This window comes from Pseudobutyrivibrio ruminis CF1b, assembly GCF_000424005.1.
In the GTDB taxonomy this organism is placed as follows: domain Bacteria; phylum Bacillota; class Clostridia; order Lachnospirales; family Lachnospiraceae; genus Pseudobutyrivibrio; species Pseudobutyrivibrio ruminis_C.
Genome location: NZ_AUJB01000008.1, coordinates 625655 through 646697 on the forward strand (window position 1 = coordinate 625655; position 21043 = coordinate 646697).

The following is a 21043-nucleotide window of genomic DNA, read 5'->3' on the forward strand; positions in this document are numbered from 1 at the left end:
GGAAGGAGGATTCGCATTTGCGAATCCTTCTTTTGTTGATGGGTTAATCTTGTTATGCCTCAAAATATTCTTTTACTTTAGCTTCATTTATTTCTTCACCGATAATAATGAATACTTCCTGACCAACAGGCATTTGATTAAGCTCAAAGTCTTCTTTTGTAGCATTAAACTGATACCACACATCATCTTCCTTAAAGAATCCTTTGGCTCTAAAGATTTTGCCAAAGGCTGGGTCAGACATAAGTGCATCGATTTTTTCTTTAAGTCCGTCCTTTTTCATAGGAAGTTCCAGGAAGTAAAGAGTCTTGTAACCTGCATCATCAGTTCCAAGCTTCTTTATATATGAATGTGTGCTGTAGCCGCTGTTTGAGATTTTATCAAAATCGGCAGAAACAAGTTCATTCCAGTCCTTGGAAAAAACGATTGAATCAATATTCTTATTAAGCTTTGCCTTTTCGGCAGCCCTTTTAAGATGAGAGATAGTAGCCGTGATATGAGCATCATCTGTCATCTGGCTTCGGCTGAGAACAATCACTCCTGCATTTGCAATCTGAGATGCAAGGAAGAAATCTGAATCCTCAGAAAGGTTTTCGTCAAGCTTCGCATCTACGATAGTGATTACATTTCCTATTTCATACCATCTATCCAGTGGTTCATCTCTAAGTGAATCGAAGAATTCATCTACGTCAAAAATTCCAGAAGGTTCGATAATGACTCTGTCATAGCCACTCATTCCCATGGAAATAAGTTTTGTTTTAAAACGTCTTCTGTGGCAGTCTGCATCGCATCCCCCGGCAACCATTTCAAGCTCACAATTGTCGCCGCGAAGCTCATTTAGTAATAACATATCTACATTTACAGCACCGTAATCATTTTCAAGAATACCAATTCGCTGACCCTGATCTATAAAGTGCTTTGCATATTTTTTAAGGAAAGTGGTCTTACCGCTTCCCAGGAAGCCTGTAATCAAGTCGACTTTTATCATTTGTTACACCTCAAAATTTTTTAAACACAATTATTTGATATTATAGCATGTAGTGTTATAATCAAAAATACTATTTTTAAAAGGAGTATAGATTTCATGGGAATTGTAGTTTTAGGAGCAGTATTTATTGATATTAAAGGACACTCTACAGCAAGTTATATTCCAGCTGGTAGAAATGTTGGTACTGTAGAAGAGGTACACGGTGGTGTAAGTAGAAATGTAGTTGAGGATATTGCAAATGTTGAACTCAGACCTACATTTGTCAGCCTCGTTGATGATAGTGGTATCGGTACAGGTGTTTTAGATAAGCTTAACAATCACAAGGTAGATACAAGATTTGTTCGTCGCACACCAGACGGAATGGGCAAGTGGCTTGCGGTATTTGATAATCATGGTGATGTTGTTGCATCTATCTCAAAGCGTCCAGATCTTTCAGAAATCAACAATATTCTTGATGAGCAGGGTGATGAGATTTTCAAGGATGCAGACAGTATAGCTCTTGAAATCGATATGGAAAAGGACACTATCAAGAGAGTGTTCAAATATGCAGAAAAGTACAATCTTAAGGTTTATGCTGCAGTTTCAAATATGAGTATTGCAGTTGAACGTCGTGATTTCCTTAAGAATGTTGAGTGCTTTGTATGTAATCAGCAGGAAGCTGGAATCCTTTTCATGGATGACTATTCAGAGAAGACTCCAGAGGAGATGCAGGATATCTTATCTAAGAAGATTCAGGGTGCACAGATTAAGAAGATGATTGTTACTCTTGGTGGACAGGGTGCCGTATATGCTGATATTGATGGAAACACAGGATTCGTTCCAGCAAGAAAGGTAGATGTTAAGGATACAACAGGCGCAGGAGATTCATTCTTCGCAGGTGTTACTATTGGTCTTACATATGGAAAGACAATGGAAGAGGCTTGTGAGATTGGTTCAACACTTGCTGCATCTGTTATTGTTACTTCAGACAATGTATGTCCAAGATTCTTACCAAGTGAGTTTGGTATCGAGGTTAATGACTAGTAGTTTAAGCCAGAATCTGGAAGAGATAAATTGTTTGCATCGGCCATACAATATGCTTATAATAGTGACTTGAAAGGATTTCAAAGGCTGTATGACAGATAGGGAGAATATCAATTACAGACAGTTGTATTTTGATATAGATGGGACAATCAAACAGGAGACATACGTGTTTCACAGAGAGATGACAGCTGAGGAACAGGAAAAGTATGACTCATTAGTATCTGATTCCAATCAGATGACAATATTTGACTTTTTAAAGGCATAGGACTCCAAGGCTTTGAGGTTTCAAAGCTTTGGAGTTTTGTTTATATATAATTATTAGATGGGAGAGAAATTTATTATGGATTTAATTAACTCTAGTGTTGCTGAATTTACTGAACTTCTTGCTTCCAAGACTTCGGTTCCAGGTGGTGGTGGCGCCAGTGCATTGGTGGCTTCCATTGGAATAGCCCTTGGAGATATGGTAGGGGAATTTACCGTTGGTAAGAAGAAATATGCTGACGTTGAACCAGAAATAATAAAGCTTATGGAAAAAGCTCAGAAACTTAGAGTTGATTTACTACAGTGTATAGAAGATGATGCGGTGGCATTTGAACCTCTCTCAAAAGCATATTCTATGCCAAAGGAAGCTGAGGGCAGAGACGAAATCATGGAAAAATGCCTTAAAGATGCAGCTTCTGTACCTATGCATATTTTGGAGCTTGCCTGTGAAGCTGTGGATTTACAGAGAGACTTTGCAGATAAAGGCTCTGTGATTATGATCAGTGATGCCGCTACAGGAGTAACCATGCTTCAGGGAGCTATAAAGGGAGCAGCTGTTAATGTAAAGATTAATACAAAATCCATGAAGGACAGAATTTACGCTGATGAATTGGACAGACGTGTTGATGTTTTGGTTAAAGAATATGTAAGTCGTGCTGATGATATTTACAGCGATGTATGGAATAGATTATAGGAAGGTTAGATAGATGGCTAAGTTATTAAAGGGAAAAGATGTTGTTGAAGCTTTAAATGAAAAGCTTTCAAAGGATGTTGAAGAATTAAAGGCTAAAGGGATTACACCTACTCTTGGAATCTTAAGAGTTGGTGAGCGCCCAGATGATTTATCCTATGAGCGTGGTGCATTAAAGAGATGTGAACAGGTAGGAGTGGAAGTAAAGGTTACTGCACTTCCAGAAGATATATCTGAAAAAGAGTTTTTTGATACACTTGATAAATTAAATAACGATATAACAATACATGGAATCCTTATGTTTAGACCACTTCCAAAGCATATTGATGGCGAGAAGGCCAGAAAGCTTTTAAGAGCTGATAAGGATGTGGATGGCTGCACAGATTTGTCTCTTGCAGGTGTATTTACAAACACTAATCTTGGTTTTGCACCTTGCACTGCTGAGGCTGCCATGGAGATTTTAAAGTATTATGGTGTGGAGCTTTCTGGAAAGAAGGTGGCTGTTATTGGCCGTTCTCTTGTTATAGGTCGTCCTGTTGCCATGATGCTTATGCATGAAAATGCTACCGTAACTATATGTCATACAAAAACAGTAGATGTTCCTTCTATTACAAAAGATGCCGATATAGTAGTTGTAGCATCTGGACAAATGGAAAGTGTCGGTGCTGAATATCTCAGAGAAGGACAGACTGTTATCGATGTAGGTATCAGCTGGAATGATGAAAAGAACAAACTTTGTGGTGATGTTCGTTTTAATGAGGCAGAGCCTATAGTTGATGCTATTACACCAGTTCCTGGTGGAGTTGGTGGAGTTACTACAAGCATTCTTGTGAAGCACGTGGTTGAATCTGCACAGCGCGTTCATATATAATGGACATATAAAAGATTTAGGGAGAATACAATGAAACTTCAACAGCTTGAGGCAGGTCAGGTGGTTACACTGGAAATCCTGATTGGCGGTTCATCTTTTGAATTGAAAACTGAGGTGGTTGGAACCAATGCAGGCACAGGAGCATTGGTTAAGCCTTATGTATACAATAACATAGCGGTTGATTTTACTCAGGGCTCCCCTAAGAGTATGTCATTTTCTCTGCATTGCATTGATCCAAACACTGGTGGAAGGGTTGTTTGGAAAAATGTGGCAGTTAATCTTGTTAATTTCAAAGGCGTAGATTATTACGCCATCGATTCCAGCGATTTCGGAACAATAGCGGCATCCAGCGAGAGACGTGAGGATGTGAGAGTTATGGTTAAAAAGCCTGGCTCTGCCATGATGGAAGATGGAAGAAGATTTGCTGTCACGGTCCTAGATGTTAGTGACAGAGGTGTATCATTTGTTGGAAATGCCAACAGAGTTACTATTGGTGATAAGGTGGAGATTAATTTTGCCGATGTGGCTCACATGATTGATATTAGTTTAGGTATTATGGTGCAGATAGTTCGTGCCGAGGTACATGAAGACGGAATTCTTTATGCAGGAAAGGTCCTTGAAAGAGATAATAAGCTTCTTGCATATTTATGTTTTAAAGGAATGGATCGTAAAGCAAACAACCAGTCTAAATAAAGGTGACGTTGATGGCAGACGACAACAAGCTAAAACAAGAATTATTGTATATGGCCAGCATTACCTCCAAGTATGATTTCACCAAAATGGAAGTTGTTGAGGGGATACTGAGGCTAGAGAATGAAAGACGAATTCTAGACTCTGTTTTTGGGCGTCGTTTTAAGACTCGCATTTTTGACATAGCAGCCGGTGTTAAGATTGATGACACCTGTGTCCTTTGTGGCCAGCCTGCTGATAATCGAGTTATCTGTAATCACTGCATGGAGACTATACTTGGCAGTGAATATGCTAAAAATAAAATCAAGACTAAACAAAAGAAGAGGTTCTCATTACCAAAGATTGACTTCTCTAAGTTTAAATTACCAGAGATTAAGCTACCTAAAATTGTGCTGCCTAAATCAGTGGGAAAGCCAGAGGAAAAGCAAGTTGAAGGTTTTTCAGCTAAAAAGATTTTACAATATGCGACTATTATTTGTTTAACCTTGATTTTATTTATTCAAACTTGGCTGGTTTCAATAGCTTTAACCCTTCCGGATTACAATCCTGTTGTGGAAGCTAAGGTTTCTGTTAATGAACCTGTTGCAGTTTCAGATGTTGATACTGCCAAGGCTCAGCTTGAAAAGGATTTTCCAGCAGATCAGGGATACACTATCACTTTCGCTAGAGAGGACACCGACTATGTTGGAAGATTTTTGATAGATAAGGGTGACTGCTGTGTCGAGATTGAAGAGCAGCTTACTGACGAAGAGCGATACGATTACTTTTTTACAGAGCCAGTATTTATTTTTTATATTTCTAATATAGAAGAATTTTCTGCAAGAGTGGGCATGGCAGAGGTAAATCAGGCAGGCTCAATCCTTGTAATGGGCTCCTTCAACGATGGTAGAAGGACAGATAGTTTCTATAAATACAGATGATAATATAATCAGACAAAGCTTAAAAAATGGTCATTTGGCCGTCACATCATAGACATATTTCTCTGATACAATCCTTAAGACTTCAGAGAGGTTAGTTTTATTTTTTGAGGTTTTTATGAGATTAAGAGCAGATGAAGAAGCAACATTAAATTCAATTCTTTCGCCAATTAAGAATGATGAAAGAGTGCAGGATATGAAAAAATATACCCAGCACGGAAGGATTACCACATTTGATCATGTGGAAAGCGTAACAAGACTTAGTTATTGGCTTAATAAGAGATTGCATATAGGCTGTAACGAAAGAGTACTATCAGTAGGTGCTTTTTTACATGACTATTATTTATATGACTGGCATGAGACAGATGGAGGTCATGGACTTCACGGTTTTTCTCATTCTAATACAGCCATGGAAAACGCAAAGGCACATTTTGGAATCGGAGTTCATACACAAAATGTAATTGAAAGTCATATGTGGCCTTTAAACATTACCAAAATACCAAGATGCAGAGAGGCCTGGGTAGTATGTTTAGCTGATAAGTATGTTTCTACGAAAGAGACACTTCTTTGTAGATAAATACACAATATTTTTACATTTATGGAGCATTGTTCTATTGCAATGCTCCTTTTTAAATGTTATAACTGTATTATCAGAACTAGAACAGTTGAATCTGGTTCTCGAAATTTTCTTGGGCGAAAGGAAATGTTATGAAGAAAAAAATAGTTATATTTCTTATTGTGGCAGCAATAGTAGCTGGCGGCGCTTTTGCTGTTCTAAAATCAGGTCTAATTGGCGGCAATTCTGCCGTTTCAGATTCCTCATCTGAAATATATGTAATGTCATTATCTGAGATTATGGGAGAGAACAGCTCATATTCTTCAGATGTATTTATGGGCATTGTAGAAGGCCAGGAGTCTACATCTGTAACCAAGAGTTCAGATCGTGAGCTTGATCAGGTTTTTGTTTCAGAGGGAGATACAGTTTCTGTAGGAACTCCACTTTTCTCTTATAAGTCTGACAGCCTTGAGGCTGAAAATGTTCAGTACAATTTCTCAATTGAAAGCGAAAATATCAGTATTAATGAGACAAACAGAAATATTGAGAAGCTTACTAACGATTTAGCTAAAATCAAGGGCCAGTCTGACGAAGACATGGAAAAACGTGAGGATTTAGCAAATCAGATTGAAGGCTTAAAGACTGATATTGCCATTTCTCAGAATTCGATTGCACAGACTAAGGCAAAGATTGAAGAGAATATTAAGAAGATTAATAATGCCACAGTGGCATCTACTGTTGACGGTATAATCACTAAGATTGCAGATGACACTAACCCTTACACATCTGACGGTACATTTATTACTATCCTTGCATCTAAGGAGATGAGAGTAAAGGGGCAGATTAACGAGCAGAATGTTTGGTCAATCAACGTTGATGAGCCTGTTACACTTCGTTCCCGCGTAGAGAAGGATAAGACATGGAGTGGAACAATCACAAAGATAGATACAGAATCAAAGCAGGATGAAAATTCAGATAATCTCTATGGTGGAGGAAGCTCAGAAGACAGCTCTACTAAATATCCTTTCTATATAACATTGGATAGTAGTGAAGGTCTTATGATGGGACAGCATCTTTATATTGAGCTTGGTCAGACAGGCGCTCCAGAAATGGATTTCTCTGATGGAACATATTTATATGATTACTACATTGCTTATGATGAGGAAGGAAATCCATTTGTTTGGGCAGATAAAAATGGAAAGCTTGTAAAGCAGAGCATTGAGCTTGGTGATTATCATGAGGAGCAGATGGTTTACTCAGTATCTGGTATCGATAAGGACACCAAGATTGCATATCCAATGGAAGATTTAACAGAGGGTATGAAGACAGTTAGTACCGTTGAGGGAGAATAGTGATGATAGTTAAGCTTGAAAATATTAATAAAGTGTACGGTGAGTCTGGAACTGAGACTTCTGTACCTGCTTTAAATAATGTCTCCCTTTCTGTAAATGAAGGGGAATATGTGGCTATTATGGGCCCTTCAGGTTCTGGTAAAAGTACTCTGATGAATGTAATCGGATGTCTGGATAAGCCTACATCAGGTGTTTACTACTTTGGTGATAAGGACGTTCTTAAGATGAAGGACAGACAGCTTTCAGATTTGCGTCTTAATTCCATCGGATTCGTATTCCAGAGTTTTTATCTGATGAATGAAGAAAATGCCATTGAAAATGTGGCATTACCTCTCAGCTACGCAGGCGTACCAAAGCGCGAGCGTGAGCGAAGAGCTGTGGAAGCACTTACAAGAGTTGGCCTTGCTGACAGAGTTAAGTTCCGTCCAGATCAACTTTCCGGTGGACAGAAGCAGAGAGTTGCCATCGCAAGAGCAATTGTTAATAACCCAAAGGTTTTACTTGCAGATGAGCCTACTGGTGCCCTTGATCAGAAGTCTGGTGCAGCTATTATGGAGCTTTTCCAGAAGCTTAATGATGAAGGCACTACAATTATAATGATTACACATGATGCAAATATTGCTAGTCATGCCAAGAAGACTTATCGAATTGTTGACGGGCAGCTGTTTCATGGATTAGAGGAGGACAAACATGAAGAAAATAATTAAAGTAGTCCTCATTCTGGTTGTGCTGGCAGCGGTAGTCACAGGCGGATTATATTTGGGTTACACATACAAGCAGGGAAAAAAGATTGCCAAGGTAGCGCCACTATCAAATCTTGGAACAGATGAATACTGGGGCGACAGCATCGAAAGCTTTGGTCAGGTTACAGCGGACAAATCCCAGATGGGATATCTTCCTTCTAAGTCTGAGGTTTTAAGCGTTAATGTAAAAGAGGGCGACCACGTAGAAGAGGGCGACGTTATTTTAACTGTTAAGAAGGACTCACAGGACATAAATAACAAAAAGCTCCAGATTTCAAAGGCAATGCATACATTGTCTGTAGAACAGCTTAAACTGAATCGCCTTATGAAGACAGAGCCTGTGCCTACATATATTTATCAGCAGGATGTTTATGCGGATTATCATTATGTAGAAGCTGTAGAATACTATGACAGCAGTGTTTTAATCGGTGAAGAACTTTTCGATTATCACGGAAATACAGTTGGATTCACAGGTGTTGATACTGATGATACAACTGGAGAAACAATAAAATATCCGGTAGAGTCTGAGTCTGCTATTCAAGCCATTAAAAATAGAGCAACAGAAAAGAAGGATAGAAATGGCGTTTACTCTTACCTGCGAAGCAATACATATTTTGATTATGAAACAGGAAAAGTAGTAGGTGAGACAAGCTACAGCATTGATGGTGATGTAATAGATGAAAAGAAGAAGCCTGAGGGCATGAATGCCCAGGAGCTTAATGAAGCAATCCTGGATGCTCAGGATTCTGTTAAAAAGCAGGATTTAGAAATCCGAAAGCTTCAGTATGAGCTTGAGACAATGGAGAATACCACTGATACAGGTGATGTTGTTGCCAAGGTTTCAGGTACTGTGTCCAAGGTACAGGACCTTAATAATTACAACACTACTCAGCCATTCTTTATTGTTACAGCTACTGACGAATACTATATTTCTGGAAGTATTGGTGAATTCTATCTTGACCAGTTACATATCGGAGACATTGTCTCTATTTCATGCTGGGATAATGGAGCTACTGCAGATGGTAAAGTTACATCAATAAGCGATACACCTGCAAAAGATGGTGGTAATTTCTGGACTAGTGGTAATTCAAATAGTAGTAATTATGAGTTTAAAGCCAGCTTTGATAAAAACAGCGGTATCGATATTGGTTCTGCTGTAGATATTTCCATTACACCTTCTGGCCAGGAGGAGAAAGGTATTTATATTCCTGCATACCTTATCCGAAAGGACGCTGGTGGAAGCTATGTAATGCGAATGAATGATTCCAACAAGCTTGAAAAAGCTTATATTAAAGTAGGAAAGACTGTATGGGGCTCTCAGACTCAGGTTAAGTCTGGAATTACCATGGATGATTATCTTGCTTTCCCTTATGGTGATGGTGCCATCGAGGGAATTAAATGTGAGCAGGTTGAATATTTAGATGAATACGGAGGCTTGGGATAATGTTTGAAAATATACGTTTAGCGTTTAGAGGTATATGGACTCATAAACTCAGGTCTTTCCTGACAATGCTTGGTATTATCATCGGTATTGCTGCTATTATTGCCATTGTTTCTACTATCGAGGGAACTAATCAGCAGATTAAAGAGAATCTTATTGGTTCTGGCTCAAACACCGTTGATATTCAGTTATATCAGAATGACTGGCCTTTGGATATGAGTTATAGTGCTCCTCCTTTCGGAGTGCCACAGGTTTCTGACTCACTTATGGATGAAATCAGAGATATACCAGAGGTTAAGTCTGCCAGCCGTTACAACGTAAGAAATATTTACGATGGTGTATATTATCAGAATGAACCTATGAACGGCGGCTATGTAAAGGGTGTTGAGACAGATTATTTCAGCACTGCAAATCTTACTGTGAAGCAGGGAAGACTGTTTACTGAAAAGGAAGTTGAAGCCTTCAAGAAGGTTTGTATTGTAGATGAAAATATCGTGTCTACACTTCTTCAGAATGAAAATCCTATTGGAAAGATAATCGAGATAGGTGGAGATTCATTTGTTATCGTTGGTGTTGTAGCACCACGTTCTACATTTGAGCCTGTTATTAATACAATGGAAGATTATGACACTTACAAGCAGGATGAGTCAGGTGAAATTTACATTCCATACAGCGACTGGCCAATTTGCTATCGCTATGATGAACCTGAAAATGTTCTTGTAAGAGCTAATACTACAGATGATATGACTCAGGCAGGAAAGAAGACTGCAGATGCATTAAATGCAAATATTCATCCAGATGATGAAAGTATCAAGTACCAGTCTAAGGATTTGCTTGAGCAGGCTACAAGATTACAGCAGCTTTCATCATCAACTAATTCCATGCTGATTTGGATTGCAGCAATATCACTTTTAGTTGGTGGTATTGGTGTTATGAATATCATGCTTGTATCAGTTACAGAGCGTACTGCCGAGATTGGTCTGAAAAAGGCTATCGGTGCAAGAAAAGGTAAAATCATGGGCCAGTTCCTTACTGAGGCAGCTGTACTTACATCCATGGGTGGAGTGCTTGGTGTTGCCAGTGGTATTGGACTTGCCAAGATTATCTCTATCATGAGTGGCACACCTATTGCCATCTCATGGCCAGCAGCAATGATTGCAGTTGTATTTTCAATGTTTATTGGAATTGTGTTTGGTATCCTTCCAAGTCACCAGGCTGCTAATCTTAATCCTATTGATGCATTGAGGACAAATTAATGAAATTTATATCATGGAACGTAAACGGCCTTCGCGCTGTTATAGGCAAAAACTTTTGGGAATTCTTTGACAGCATTGATGCTGATATCATGGGTCTTCAGGAGATTAAACTTTCTGAAGGTCAGATAGAATGCGAAAAGGAAGGCTATCACATTTACTGGAATTATGCTGAAAAGAAGGGGTACTCGGGAACTGCAATCTTCACAAAGAAGGAGCCTATTTCAGTGACCTACGGCATTGGAATAGAAGAGCATGACCATGAGGGCCGTGTTATCACTTTGGAGTTTGAAGATTACTATTTCATCACCTGTTACACTCCTAATTCACAGAATGAGCTTAAGAGACTTGATTATCGTATGGTCTGGGAAGATGATTTCAGGGCATATTTATGTGAGCTCAATAAGAAAAAGGGCGTTATCCTCTGTGGAGATTTAAATGTTGCCCATGAGGAGATTGACCTTAAAAATCCAAAGACAAATAGAATGAACGCAGGCTTTACAGACCAGGAACGCCAGAAGATGACAGAACTTCTTGAGGCTGGTTTTGTAGACAGCTTCAGACATTTCTATCCGGATCAGACTGATATTTATTCGTGGTGGTCATATCGTTTTAAGGCAAGAGAGAAGAATGCAGGATGGCGTATAGACTACTTTATCGTATCTGCGGATATGAAAGATAGAATGAAGGATGCCAAAATACATACGGATGTATTGGGATCGGATCATTGTCCAATAGAGTTAGACTTTGAATAGGCACTTAGGTGCCTATTTTTTGTGCTTCAATATAAATTTATCGTAAAACAATAAAAAATTGTTGCAAAACAAATAATATAATGGTATAACATCATTAAGCAAAAAATGTGTACTTACGGAGGCAGATATGAATAACAAATTAGACCGATTCGTAAAAGCGATATTGGATTTTTGTTTTTGTGTGGGAATAATTATTGAGATAGCAGTTCCCTTTGGTTTGAAGAAAGCAGTTGAATTGATGACTCGACTTTGGAGAGATTCTTCAGCATACTCAGCCATACCAGACAATTATCCAGTTTCAGTTTGTTCCATAATGATAGTTGGAGCGTTTTGCATTTTGATTATGTATGAGCTCAGAAGAATGATGCAGACTGTAATCGATGATGATGCTTTTGTGCAGCAAAATGTTATCAGCCTTAAGAGAATGGGAACTTACGCCTTTTGTTTGTCGATTGTGAAATTATTGAGATGTTTTGTTTATTTTACACCGGCAGCAATAATAATAGCCGCAGCATTTTTCTTTGCTGGGCTTTTCAGTAAGGTTTTATCCAGAGTATTTGATAAGGCTGTTAGATATAAGGAAGAAAATGATTTGACTATTTAATTGGTATTTATGCGGGAGCAGAGATGATTGTTATAAATTTAGACGTAATGATGGCGAAAAGGAAAATAGGTTTGACCGAACTTGCTGGAAAAGTAGGTATTACATTGGCAAATCTATCAATACTTAAGAATAACAAAGCAAAGGCGGTTCGTCTTGAGACTTTAGATGCTATATGTCAGGCTTTAGATTGTCAGCCTGGAGACATTTTAGAATACGTAGAAGATGAGACTGAAGAGACCTAAAGAGTCTATAAAAAGGAGGATGTTATGGCAGATACATACACAGGACCAAAATATTCAGAGACAGAGATAGGCAATATTAAAAGTGAACCAATTCCTTTTGTGCAGAAGGTGGAAATTGAGGAGCAGAAGGGAGATGCAAAGGTATTTCGTAAATACGGAATTTTATCTTTAATCTTTTCTATTGTATATACTTTCTGCTTGTATAAGAATCATGCAGGAATCACATATCCAATATTTATGTTTGTTACTCTGACATTACTACATATACTCAGAAAAAAAGATGGATTATCTCTATTTACTACTAAAAATGGTAATAAAGCTATTGGAATATTCCACGTAGCGGCACTGATGCTTTTATCTATTCATAAGTGCATGTCTACTAGCTGGGCATTGTTATTCCTTGATGGTATAGCAATATTTTTATTATTCTTCAGCCTTGTGCTTTATCTCTATGTAGATACAACTGGCTGGGACATTGCAGCATGGGTTGGTGGAATTATGGTTTCAATATTCCTGCCATTCGCACATTTGCTCACTCCATTTTTCGATATGGTACAGTGGTTTAAGGGCAGAGGCGGAGATATCAGCAAGGAGAAGAAACAGGTTATTTCAGCAGTAGTTATTGGTATTATTTGTGCAATTCCAATGCTTGTAATCGTTATCTCTTTATTAAGCTCAGCTGACCTTGTTTTCAACCGTATGTTGGAGAAGATTGTAGAATCGATTCATCTTCCAGACAATTTTGAAGATATAGTTGGTATTACATGTACCCTGCTTTTAGCGTTTTTGGGAGCTTACCTTATCCCATTTGTATTTGATAAGGGAGAGATAAAGATTAAAGCCCGCGGAGAGGGAAAAGCTAATCCTATCATTGCCATTACATTTACAACAATTATTGGCTTGGTATACCTGGTTTTCTGTTTGATTCAGGTGATGTTCCTTTTCACTGGAACATTGGATCTTCCATCAGGATACACTTATGCAGAATATGCTCACGAGGGATTTTACCAGCTCCTTACAGTTTGTCTTATTAATGTGGTTATGGTTTCTGTTTGTACAAGAGAGTTTAAGAAATCAAAGGCTCTCAACTGGGTTCTTTTTGTAATTGGCGCATGCACATATATTATGATTGCATCATCAGTTACAAGAATGATTATGTACATTCAGGTTTACAACCTTACATTCCTTAGACTTTTTGTATTATGGTTCCTTGCAGTGCTTTGTATCTGGCTGGCATTTTTGATGGTTACCGTATTAAACAGAAGCTTCCCAGTGTTCAAAGCTTGTATGATAACAATTACTGTAGCTTATATTGGTTTTGTATTTGCGAATCCAGATTATCAGATAGCAAAATATGATTTGGCAGTTGTAAAAAATCATACTTATCAGGAATCATATGCCAAGATAGATGAATATGATTCTGTTACATATTACATCCTTAATAACCTTTCGACAGATGCTGCACCTGCACTTGTAGATGATGAACATCTTCTTCATAAGTTTGGTACATACATTGATAGCAGGGACAGATATTCAAAGAAAAATCGTGAAGGAATTAGAAAATACAATTTCTCATATGCAAGAGCGCAGAAGCTGTTTAAAAATGATTAAAAGTTGCCAGAATGTAAAAAAATTAAATGTAATGCTTTATATAACTCCAAATATGATATTATAGTCATATATCAGATACGGGAGGTGTAGGTATGGCAGATAAGAATAAAGAGGCAACATTTGTAGTTCATATAAATAAGTGTGAGAATGAAAGCTGGCAGGGCCAGGTGACATGGGCTGACCGCGACGAGAAGATTAACTTCCGCAGCGCAATGGAGCTCATGAATATTATGGATGCAGCATTAGATTCAGAAGAATAAGATATAACTCGAAATTAAGAAACCCCAGTTACACTCTCAAGCCTTAGATATTGCACCGTTCAGCTGAAGAAAGCTTCACTTGTGCAACACTAAGAGCTTGATAGTTACTGGGGTTTTATTTTACTTTAGATTTTTATTTTCCTGAAGCTTCATGGCACGTACTTTAAGTGGAAGTCCCCAAAGTGTGATGAATCCTTCAGCGTCGTGGTGATCATAAAGGTCGCCTGTTGTGAAGCTTGCAAGGCTCTCTGAGTAGAGTGAGTATGGTGATGTAGTGCCAGCCTTGATGATGTTGCCCTTGTAAAGCTTGAACTTAACTTCTCCAGTAACATACTCCTGTGTAGACTTTACAAATGCCTGAATAGCGTCACAAAGTGGTGTGAACCATTTTCCTTCGTAGCAAACCTGAGCAAGCTTATTGCCCATTTCCTTTTTCATTTCCATTGTCGCGCGGTCGAGACAAAGCTCTTCAAGCTGAGCGTGTGCCTCCATAAGGATAGTGCCGCCTGGTGTCTCATATACGCCACGAGACTTCATACCAACAACACGGTTCTCTACAATATCAACAATTCCAATACCATTTCTTCCGCCGATTTCATTGAGTTCTTTGATGATATCAGATACCTTCATCTGCTTTCCGTTTACAGAAGTAGGAACACCCTTCTCAAATGTCATAGTTACATATTCAGCCTTTTCTGGAGCCTTCTCTGGTGGAGTAGTAAGTACAAGAAGGTGATCGTAGTTTGGCTCCTGTGAAGGATCTTCAAGCTCAAGACCTTCGTGGCTGATATGCCAAAGGTTTCTGTCACGGCTGTAAGACTGATCTGTCGAGAATGGAAGGTCGATTCCATGAGCCTTACAGTAATCAATCTCATCCTGACGAGACTGAAGCTTCCATTTATCATTTCTCCAAGGAGCAATTACCTTAATATCTGGAGCAAGAGCTTTGATACCAAGTTCGAAACGAATCTGATCATTTCCCTTACCAGTAGCACCGTGGCAGATAGCTACAGCGCCTTCTTTTCTGGCAATCTCAACAAGCTTTGCAGCGATTCCTGGACGAGCCATAGCTGTTCCAAGAAGGTATTTGTTCTCGTAAATAGCACCAGCCTGAACGCAAGGTACAATGTAATTGTCACAGAAGTCATCAACAATATCTTCTATATATAATTTAGAAGCTCCTGATGCCTTGGCTCTCTCTGAGAGACCATCTAATTCTTCGCCCTGTCCACAATCGATACAGCAGCAGATAACTTCGTATCCATAATTCTCCTTGAGCCATGGAATGATAGCAGTGGTATCAAGACCACCTGAGTAAGCAAGTACAACTTTTTCCTGTGCCATAGTAGTTCTCCTTTATCTGATAATTTTGTGTTCCATTGAATGAATTTGAACAAATCATACACCACCTGATTTAATATTTCAAGTGCAAATTTATGCATAAATAGGGTATAAAAATGAATTATGTTAAAATTATACTTGATTTATCCGAAATATAGATGTATATTTATGCAAATTTATTTTATAAAATTTCACTGTAGTACTTTACTTTGTGAAAGTGAAGTACTACAATCAATAGTAAATTATTCATGACCGTTTTGGAAGTGAAAATTACACAAAATTAGAAAAGGAATGGACAGCTATGATTAAGGTAGGAATTATTGGTGCTACCGGTTATGCGGGAGCAGAAATTGTTAGGTTGTTATACAGTCATCCAGAGGCAGAAATCGTTTGGTACGGTTCCCGATCATATGTAGATGAGCGATTTGCTTCTATATATAAGAACATGTTCACTTTGGTAGAGGACAAATGTCTTGATGATAACATTGTTGAACTGTCAAAGCAGGTAGATGTTATTTTCACGGCTACACCTCAGGGATACTTGGCAGGAGTTCTTACTGAAGAGATTCTTAATAACTGTAAGGTAATTGATTTATCTGCAGATTATCGTATCAAAGACGTTGCTACATATGAAAAGTGGTACGGCATTGAGCACAAGAGTCCACAGTTTATAGAGGAAGCTGTTTATGGCCTTTGCGAGATAAATAGAGATAAGGAAAAGAATGCAAGACTTATTGCTAACCCAGGTTGCTACACAACATGCTCAATTCTTACCGCATATCCGTTAGTAAAGGCAGGTCTCATTGATCCATCTACACTTATCGTAGATGCAAAGTCAGGAACTTCAGGTGCAGGTCGTGGTGCCAAGCTTCCTAATTTATATTGTGAGGTTAATGAGAGCATCAAGGCATACGGTGTCACATCACACCGACATACACCAGAGATTGAAGAGCAGCTTGGATATGCCTGTGGACAGGAAATTATGATTAATTTCACTCCTCATCTTGTTCCTATGAACAGAGGAATCCTTGTTACAGAGTATGCAAGCCTTGTGAAGAAGGATGGAAAGCTTCCTACTAAGGAAGAAATTATGAAGGCATATCATGATGCTTATGATAATGAATTTTTCGTTCGAGTTCTTGAATACGGTGAGTGTCCAGAAACAAAGTGGGTTGAAGGCAGCAACTTTGTGGATGTAAGCTGCATCATCGATGAACGTACAGGCCGAGTAGTTATGATGGGCGCTCTTGATAATCTGGTTAAGGGTGCTGCAGGACAGGCTGTTCAGAATATGAATATTATTTTCGGACTTGATGAAAAGATGGGACTTGATTTTGCACCAATGTTCCCATAGGTTTTTGTTTTTCATCAGAAAAACAAAAACCGGACAATAGCAACATTTATCTGAAAGAGAAATGTTGTCCTGCAAAGCAGGATTATTGTGGGCTTTTCCTTATTGCCCACAATAACTCATAAGTGGTTTTAGTTAGGAGTTATATTATGGTTACAACAAAAGAAAGCGTTAAAGTTACTTTAGATTTAGGGGTACATATGAATTATACAATCAGGACTATGGAAGAAAGCGATTATGATGAGGTTTATGAGCTTTGGACTACTATCCATGGTTTTGCAATGAGAAGCCTGGATGATTCAAAAGAAGGTGTTGTTAGAGTATTAAAGAGAAATCCAGGGTTGTCTGTTGTTGCAGTTTCTGGTGGCAAGATTGTAGGTTCCATTCTTGTAGGTCACGACGGAAGAAGAGCTTGCTTCTATCACGTATGTGTTCATGAAGATTATCGTAAACACGGTATTGGAAAAGCTATGGCATCAGAAGCTATGATGAGACTTAAGGTTGAAGGAATCAATAAGATTCAACTGGTGGCATTTAAGGAAAATGCCCTTGGTAATGGCTTTTGGCAGGCTGAGCAGTGGATTATGCGAGATGATTTAAATGTATATGACTTCGTATTAAATGAAGCAAATATCACAGCATTTAATAAATAGGAGATTACTATGAAAGAGATTCAGGGTGGAATTACATCTGCAAAGGGATTTAAGGCTGCAAGTTGCGCAGCAGGAATAAAATATCAGGGACGAACTGATATGGCTATGGTATATTCAGAGGTTCCATGCGTCAGCGCAGGTACATTTACAAGCAATGTGGTAAAGGCTGCATGTGTTCAGTGGGATATGAATATCGTAAAAGCGAATAAGCCTATGCAGGCTGTTGTTATTAACTCAGGAATAGCAAATGCATGTACAGGTCAGGAAGGTTTTGACGCCTGTGAGGCCACCGCAAAGGGAGTAGAAAAGACTCTTGGCGTTAGCTTTGATTCTGTGGCTGTTGCATCTACCGGAGTTATTGGAATGCAGCTTCCAGTTGATAAGCTTGTGGCTGGTGTTGAAGCTATGGCACTTGCTCTTGATGGAAGTATTGAAGCAGGAACAGCCGCATCAAAGGCAATTATGACTACGGACACAGTTAATAAGGAAATTGCTGTAGAGTTTACAGTGGGAGGAGTTACAGCCACTCTTGGTGGAATGAGTAAAGGCTCTGGAATGATTCATCCTAATATGTGCACAATGCTTGCATTCCTTGGTACTGATGTAGCCATTGAAAAATCTCTTCTTCAGAAGGCTGTAAGTGAGGTGGTTGCAGACAGCTTTAACATGATTACAGTTGATGGAGATACATCTACAAACGATACACTTCTTTGCATGGCCAATGGATTGGCTGGTAATAAGACAATAGACAGTGAAGGTGCTGATTATGAAAGCTTCAAGGAAGCCCTTACATTCGTATGTACGAATCTTGCAAAGCGAATGGCAGCAGATGGAGAGGGAGCGAGCAAGCTTTTTGAGGCAAAGGTTGTAAATGCTAAATCGGTGGCTGATGCAAAGACTCTTTCAAGAGCCATCGTCGGTTCAAACCTTTCAAAAGCAGCAATCTTTGGATGCGATGCCAACTTCGGACGTTTCCTTTGTGCTATGGGATATTCTGGAGCTGATTTTGATCAAAACGATGTTGAGTTGTTTTTCAAAAGTGTAAATGGTGAGTTAAAGGTATTCGATAAGGGGACACCAATTGTTTTCGACGAAGACAAGGCTCTTGAGATAATGAAAGCTGATGCAGTAACAGTTTATGTTGATATGCATGAAGGTGATGCAGAGGCTACAGCATGGGGCTGTGATTTGACATATGATTACGTAAAGATTAACGCGGACTACCGCTCATAGGAGGGAAAAGTTATGGATAGCAGTATGCAGCCAATATTAGATAAGGCACAGGTTTTAATCGAGGCATTACCATATATTCAGAGATTTAATCGTAAGATTATGATTGTAAAATATGGTGGCAGCGCCATGGTTGACGAAGAATTGAAGAAGCAGGTAATACAGGATGTTACTTTGCTTAAGCTTGTTGGCTTTAAGCCTATCATCGTTCACGGCGGTGGTAAGGAAATCAGCAAATGGGTGGAGAAGAACGGCATCAAGCCAGAGTTCATCAATGGTCTTCGAAAGACTGATGAAGCTACAATGGAAATTGCTGAGATGGTTTTAAATAAGGTTAATAAGTCTTTGGTTCAGAACGTTCAGTCACTTGGAGTAAATGCTATCGGTGTATCTGGAAAAGACGGTGGTCTTTTAAAGGTGGATAAGAAGCTTTCAGATGGACAGGATATTGGCTTCGTTGGAGAAATTAAAGAGGTTAATCCAAAGATTCTTTTGGACCTTCTTGAAAAGGATTTCCTTCCAATTGTTTGTCCTATCGGAATGGATGACAATTTTGAGACTTACAATATCAATGCAGATGATGCAGCATGCGCAATTGCAAAAGCTCTTAATGCTGAAAAGCTTGCATTCCTAACAGATATCGAGGGCGTATATAAAGATAAGGACGACCCATCAACACTTATTTCTGAGATGACAGTCGATGAGGCCAGAGCACTTATCGGAGATGGATATATTGGTGGAGGAATGCTTCCAAAGCTTACAAATTGTATCGATGCAATTGAGCAGGGTGTTAACAGAGTACATATTTTGGACGGAAGAATTGCTCATTGTCTGTTATTGGAATTCTTTACTAACAAAGGTATTGGAACAGCTATTATCGGAAACAAGGACACGAGGTATTACGATGAATAAAAAGGAATATATCGAAAAAGCAGAAGAAAATTTACTACATGTTTACAATCGATTCCCGGTTATTTTTGATTATGGAAAGGGTGTTCATCTATATGATGAACTGGATCAGGAATATCTTGATTTTGCATCTGGAATTGGTGTAATGGCATTTGGATATGGAAATGAAGATTATGAAGATGCACTTATCACACAGCTCAAGAGAATTACTCATACGTCAAATCTTTACTATCATATTCCAATGATTGAGGCTGCAGAAAAGCTTTCCAAGGCTTCAGGAATGGATAAGGTTTTCTTTACAAATTCAGGAGCAGAAGCAATCGAAGGTGCGCTTAAAACTGCAAAAAAATATGCTTATACAAGAAGAGGTGCAGGAGATTATGAGATAATTGCCATGGAAAATAGTTTTCATGGTCGTACAGTGGGTTCACTTTCAGTTACAGGAACAGAGCATTATCGTGAGCCTTTCTATCCACTTATGGCAGGTGTAAAGTTTGCTACATTTAATGATTTTGGCTCAGTTCTCGCCAACCTTTCTGATAAGACATGCGCAATTATCATGGAGACAGTTCAGGGAGAGGGCGGATTATATCCAGCTGATAAGGATTTCCTTCAGAAGGTTCGCCAGCTTTGCGATGACGAAGGCATTCTTCTCATATTAGATGAAATTCAGTGCGGTATGGGACGTACAGGCAGCATGTACGCATTCCAGCAGTATGATGTAAAGCCGGACATTCTTACTACAGCAAAGGCTCTTGGTAATGGCGTACCAGTTGGAGCCTTTTGTGTAACTGATAAAGTGGCTGAGCAGTCATTGGTTCCAGGTGACCATGGTACCACCTATGGAGGAAATCCGCTTTGTGCTACAGCAGTCTCACAGGTGTTTGACATGTTCCAGGAATATAAGCTTACAGAACATGTTCAGGAGATAGCTGCTTATTTAGAAGATGTTTTGGATGTATTTGTAAATAAATATGATTTCGTTACTGAGCGAAGAGGAATGGGACTTATGCAGGGACTGGTTCTTACTATTCCTGTGAAAGACGTTGTTTCTAAGGCTTTGCTTGAAGAACATCTTGTGGTTCTATCTGCAGGAAAGGATGTATTGAGACTTTTACCTCCTCTTGTAATAACAGAACAGGATGTTGATGTATTTAAAGAAAAACTTGAGAAAGTATTTGATTCTTTCCTTTAAATATAAGGAAAAACACGGCTGAGAAGAATGTTATGAAAAAATCTACCGAAATAATAACGTAAAACTATTGTAATAAATGAAAATATTGGCTACAATGTACAAGTGATAC

General features: G+C 38.8%; 23 protein-coding genes. 21 read left to right on the forward strand and 2 right to left on the reverse strand.

Annotated features, from left to right (window positions below; all coding sequences use genetic code 11):
- Window positions 1-52 precede the first annotated feature (52 nt).
- Window positions 53-985: a GTP-binding protein gene (locus G592_RS0105135; protein WP_028246863.1), complete on the reverse strand. Its 933-nt coding sequence runs from the start codon at window positions 983-985 to the stop codon at window positions 53-55.
- Window positions 986-1081: 96 nt separating this feature from the next.
- Between G592_RS0105135 and G592_RS0105140 the strand changes: the two genes are divergently transcribed.
- The 16 genes from G592_RS0105140 to G592_RS17690 all read left to right on the forward strand — a co-directional run bounded on the left by G592_RS0105140 (window position 1082) and on the right by G592_RS17690 (window position 14255).
- Window positions 1082-2008 carry a carbohydrate kinase family protein gene (locus G592_RS0105140; RefSeq protein WP_028246864.1) on the forward strand — a complete coding sequence of 309 codons (927 nt, stop codon included), beginning with the start codon at window positions 1082-1084 and terminating at the stop codon, window positions 2006-2008.
- 91 nt (window positions 2009-2099) lie between these two features.
- Window positions 2100-2273, forward strand: a complete 174-nt coding sequence (locus G592_RS17510) for a hypothetical protein (protein WP_155942157.1) — start codon at window positions 2100-2102, stop codon at window positions 2271-2273.
- Between the two features lie 75 nt (window positions 2274-2348).
- A complete protein-coding gene (locus G592_RS0105150) occupies window positions 2349-2963 on the forward strand; it encodes a cyclodeaminase/cyclohydrolase family protein (protein WP_028246865.1) in 615 nt (204 codons plus the stop codon).
- Between the two features lie 13 nt (window positions 2964-2976).
- A complete protein-coding gene (locus tag G592_RS0105155) occupies window positions 2977-3831 on the forward strand; it encodes a bifunctional 5,10-methylenetetrahydrofolate dehydrogenase/5,10-methenyltetrahydrofolate cyclohydrolase (protein WP_028246866.1) in 855 nt (284 codons plus the stop codon).
- Window positions 3832-3861: 30 nt separating this feature from the next.
- Window positions 3862-4524 (forward strand): PilZ domain-containing protein, encoded by a 663-nt coding sequence (locus G592_RS0105160; protein WP_028246867.1) that lies wholly within the window; start codon window positions 3862-3864, stop codon window positions 4522-4524.
- Between the two features lie 11 nt (window positions 4525-4535).
- Window positions 4536-5441 (forward strand): hypothetical protein, encoded by a 906-nt coding sequence (locus G592_RS0105165; RefSeq protein WP_028246868.1) that lies wholly within the window; start codon window positions 4536-4538, stop codon window positions 5439-5441.
- A gap of 115 nt (window positions 5442-5556) precedes the next feature.
- A complete protein-coding gene (locus G592_RS0105170) occupies window positions 5557-6015 on the forward strand; it encodes an HD domain-containing protein (protein ID WP_028246869.1) in 459 nt (152 codons plus the stop codon).
- 131 nt (window positions 6016-6146) lie between these two features.
- Window positions 6147-7346, forward strand: a complete 1200-nt coding sequence (locus tag G592_RS0105175; protein ID WP_028246870.1) for an efflux RND transporter periplasmic adaptor subunit — start codon at window positions 6147-6149, stop codon at window positions 7344-7346.
- Window positions 7347-7348: 2 nt separating this feature from the next.
- The gene (locus tag G592_RS0105180; RefSeq protein WP_028246871.1) at window positions 7349-8053 is read left to right on the forward strand and encodes an ABC transporter ATP-binding protein; all 705 of its coding nucleotides are present in this window, start codon (window positions 7349-7351) and stop codon (window positions 8051-8053) included.
- Window positions 8037-9533 carry a biotin/lipoyl-binding protein gene (locus G592_RS0105185; RefSeq protein WP_028246872.1) on the forward strand — a complete coding sequence of 499 codons (1497 nt, stop codon included), beginning with the start codon at window positions 8037-8039 and terminating at the stop codon, window positions 9531-9533. The genes G592_RS0105180 and G592_RS0105185 overlap by 17 nt, the downstream gene beginning before the upstream one ends.
- A complete protein-coding gene (locus G592_RS0105190) occupies window positions 9533-10786 on the forward strand; it encodes an ABC transporter permease (protein WP_028246873.1) in 1254 nt (417 codons plus the stop codon). The genes G592_RS0105185 and G592_RS0105190 overlap by 1 nt, the downstream gene beginning before the upstream one ends.
- The gene (locus tag G592_RS0105195; protein ID WP_028246874.1) at window positions 10786-11538 is read left to right on the forward strand and encodes an exodeoxyribonuclease III; all 753 of its coding nucleotides are present in this window, start codon (window positions 10786-10788) and stop codon (window positions 11536-11538) included. The genes G592_RS0105190 and G592_RS0105195 overlap by 1 nt, the downstream gene beginning before the upstream one ends.
- A gap of 127 nt (window positions 11539-11665) precedes the next feature.
- Window positions 11666-12142 (forward strand): DUF2975 domain-containing protein, encoded by a 477-nt coding sequence (locus G592_RS0105200; protein ID WP_028246875.1) that lies wholly within the window; start codon window positions 11666-11668, stop codon window positions 12140-12142.
- A gap of 23 nt (window positions 12143-12165) precedes the next feature.
- On the forward strand, window positions 12166-12384 hold the full coding sequence (locus G592_RS0105205) for a helix-turn-helix domain-containing protein (RefSeq protein ID WP_028246876.1): 219 nt from the start codon (window positions 12166-12168) through the stop codon (window positions 12382-12384).
- 24 nt (window positions 12385-12408) lie between these two features.
- Window positions 12409-13995: a DUF4153 domain-containing protein gene (locus G592_RS0105210; protein ID WP_028246877.1), complete on the forward strand. Its 1587-nt coding sequence runs from the start codon at window positions 12409-12411 to the stop codon at window positions 13993-13995.
- A 92-nt stretch (window positions 13996-14087) separates the two neighbouring features.
- On the forward strand, window positions 14088-14255 hold the full coding sequence (locus tag G592_RS17690) for a hypothetical protein (protein ID WP_176757619.1): 168 nt from the start codon (window positions 14088-14090) through the stop codon (window positions 14253-14255).
- Window positions 14256-14375: 120 nt separating this feature from the next.
- Here G592_RS17690 and G592_RS0105220 read toward each other — a convergent pair whose 3' ends face one another.
- Window positions 14376-15599, reverse strand: coding sequence for an argininosuccinate synthase (locus G592_RS0105220; protein WP_028246878.1), 1224 nt, complete (start codon window positions 15597-15599; stop codon window positions 14376-14378).
- Between the two features lie 298 nt (window positions 15600-15897).
- Here G592_RS0105220 and argC point away from each other — a divergent pair, with 298 nt between their 5' ends.
- The 5 genes from argC (at window position 15898) to G592_RS0105245 (ending at window position 20934) form a co-directional block, all read left to right on the forward strand.
- Window positions 15898-16950 (forward strand): N-acetyl-gamma-glutamyl-phosphate reductase, encoded by a 1053-nt coding sequence (argC, locus tag G592_RS0105225; protein WP_028246879.1) that lies wholly within the window; start codon window positions 15898-15900, stop codon window positions 16948-16950.
- 146 nt (window positions 16951-17096) lie between these two features.
- A complete protein-coding gene (locus tag G592_RS0105230) occupies window positions 17097-17600 on the forward strand; it encodes a GNAT family N-acetyltransferase (RefSeq protein ID WP_330365392.1) in 504 nt (167 codons plus the stop codon).
- Window positions 17601-17609: 9 nt separating this feature from the next.
- Window positions 17610-18833: a bifunctional ornithine acetyltransferase/N-acetylglutamate synthase gene (gene argJ, locus G592_RS0105235; RefSeq protein WP_028246881.1), complete on the forward strand. Its 1224-nt coding sequence runs from the start codon at window positions 17610-17612 to the stop codon at window positions 18831-18833.
- Window positions 18834-18845: 12 nt separating this feature from the next.
- The gene (gene argB / locus G592_RS0105240; RefSeq protein WP_028246882.1) at window positions 18846-19742 is read left to right on the forward strand and encodes an acetylglutamate kinase; all 897 of its coding nucleotides are present in this window, start codon (window positions 18846-18848) and stop codon (window positions 19740-19742) included.
- Window positions 19735-20934, forward strand: a complete 1200-nt coding sequence (locus tag G592_RS0105245; protein ID WP_028246883.1) for an aspartate aminotransferase family protein — start codon at window positions 19735-19737, stop codon at window positions 20932-20934. The genes argB and G592_RS0105245 overlap by 8 nt, the downstream gene beginning before the upstream one ends.
- Window positions 20935-21043: the final 109 nt, after the last annotated feature.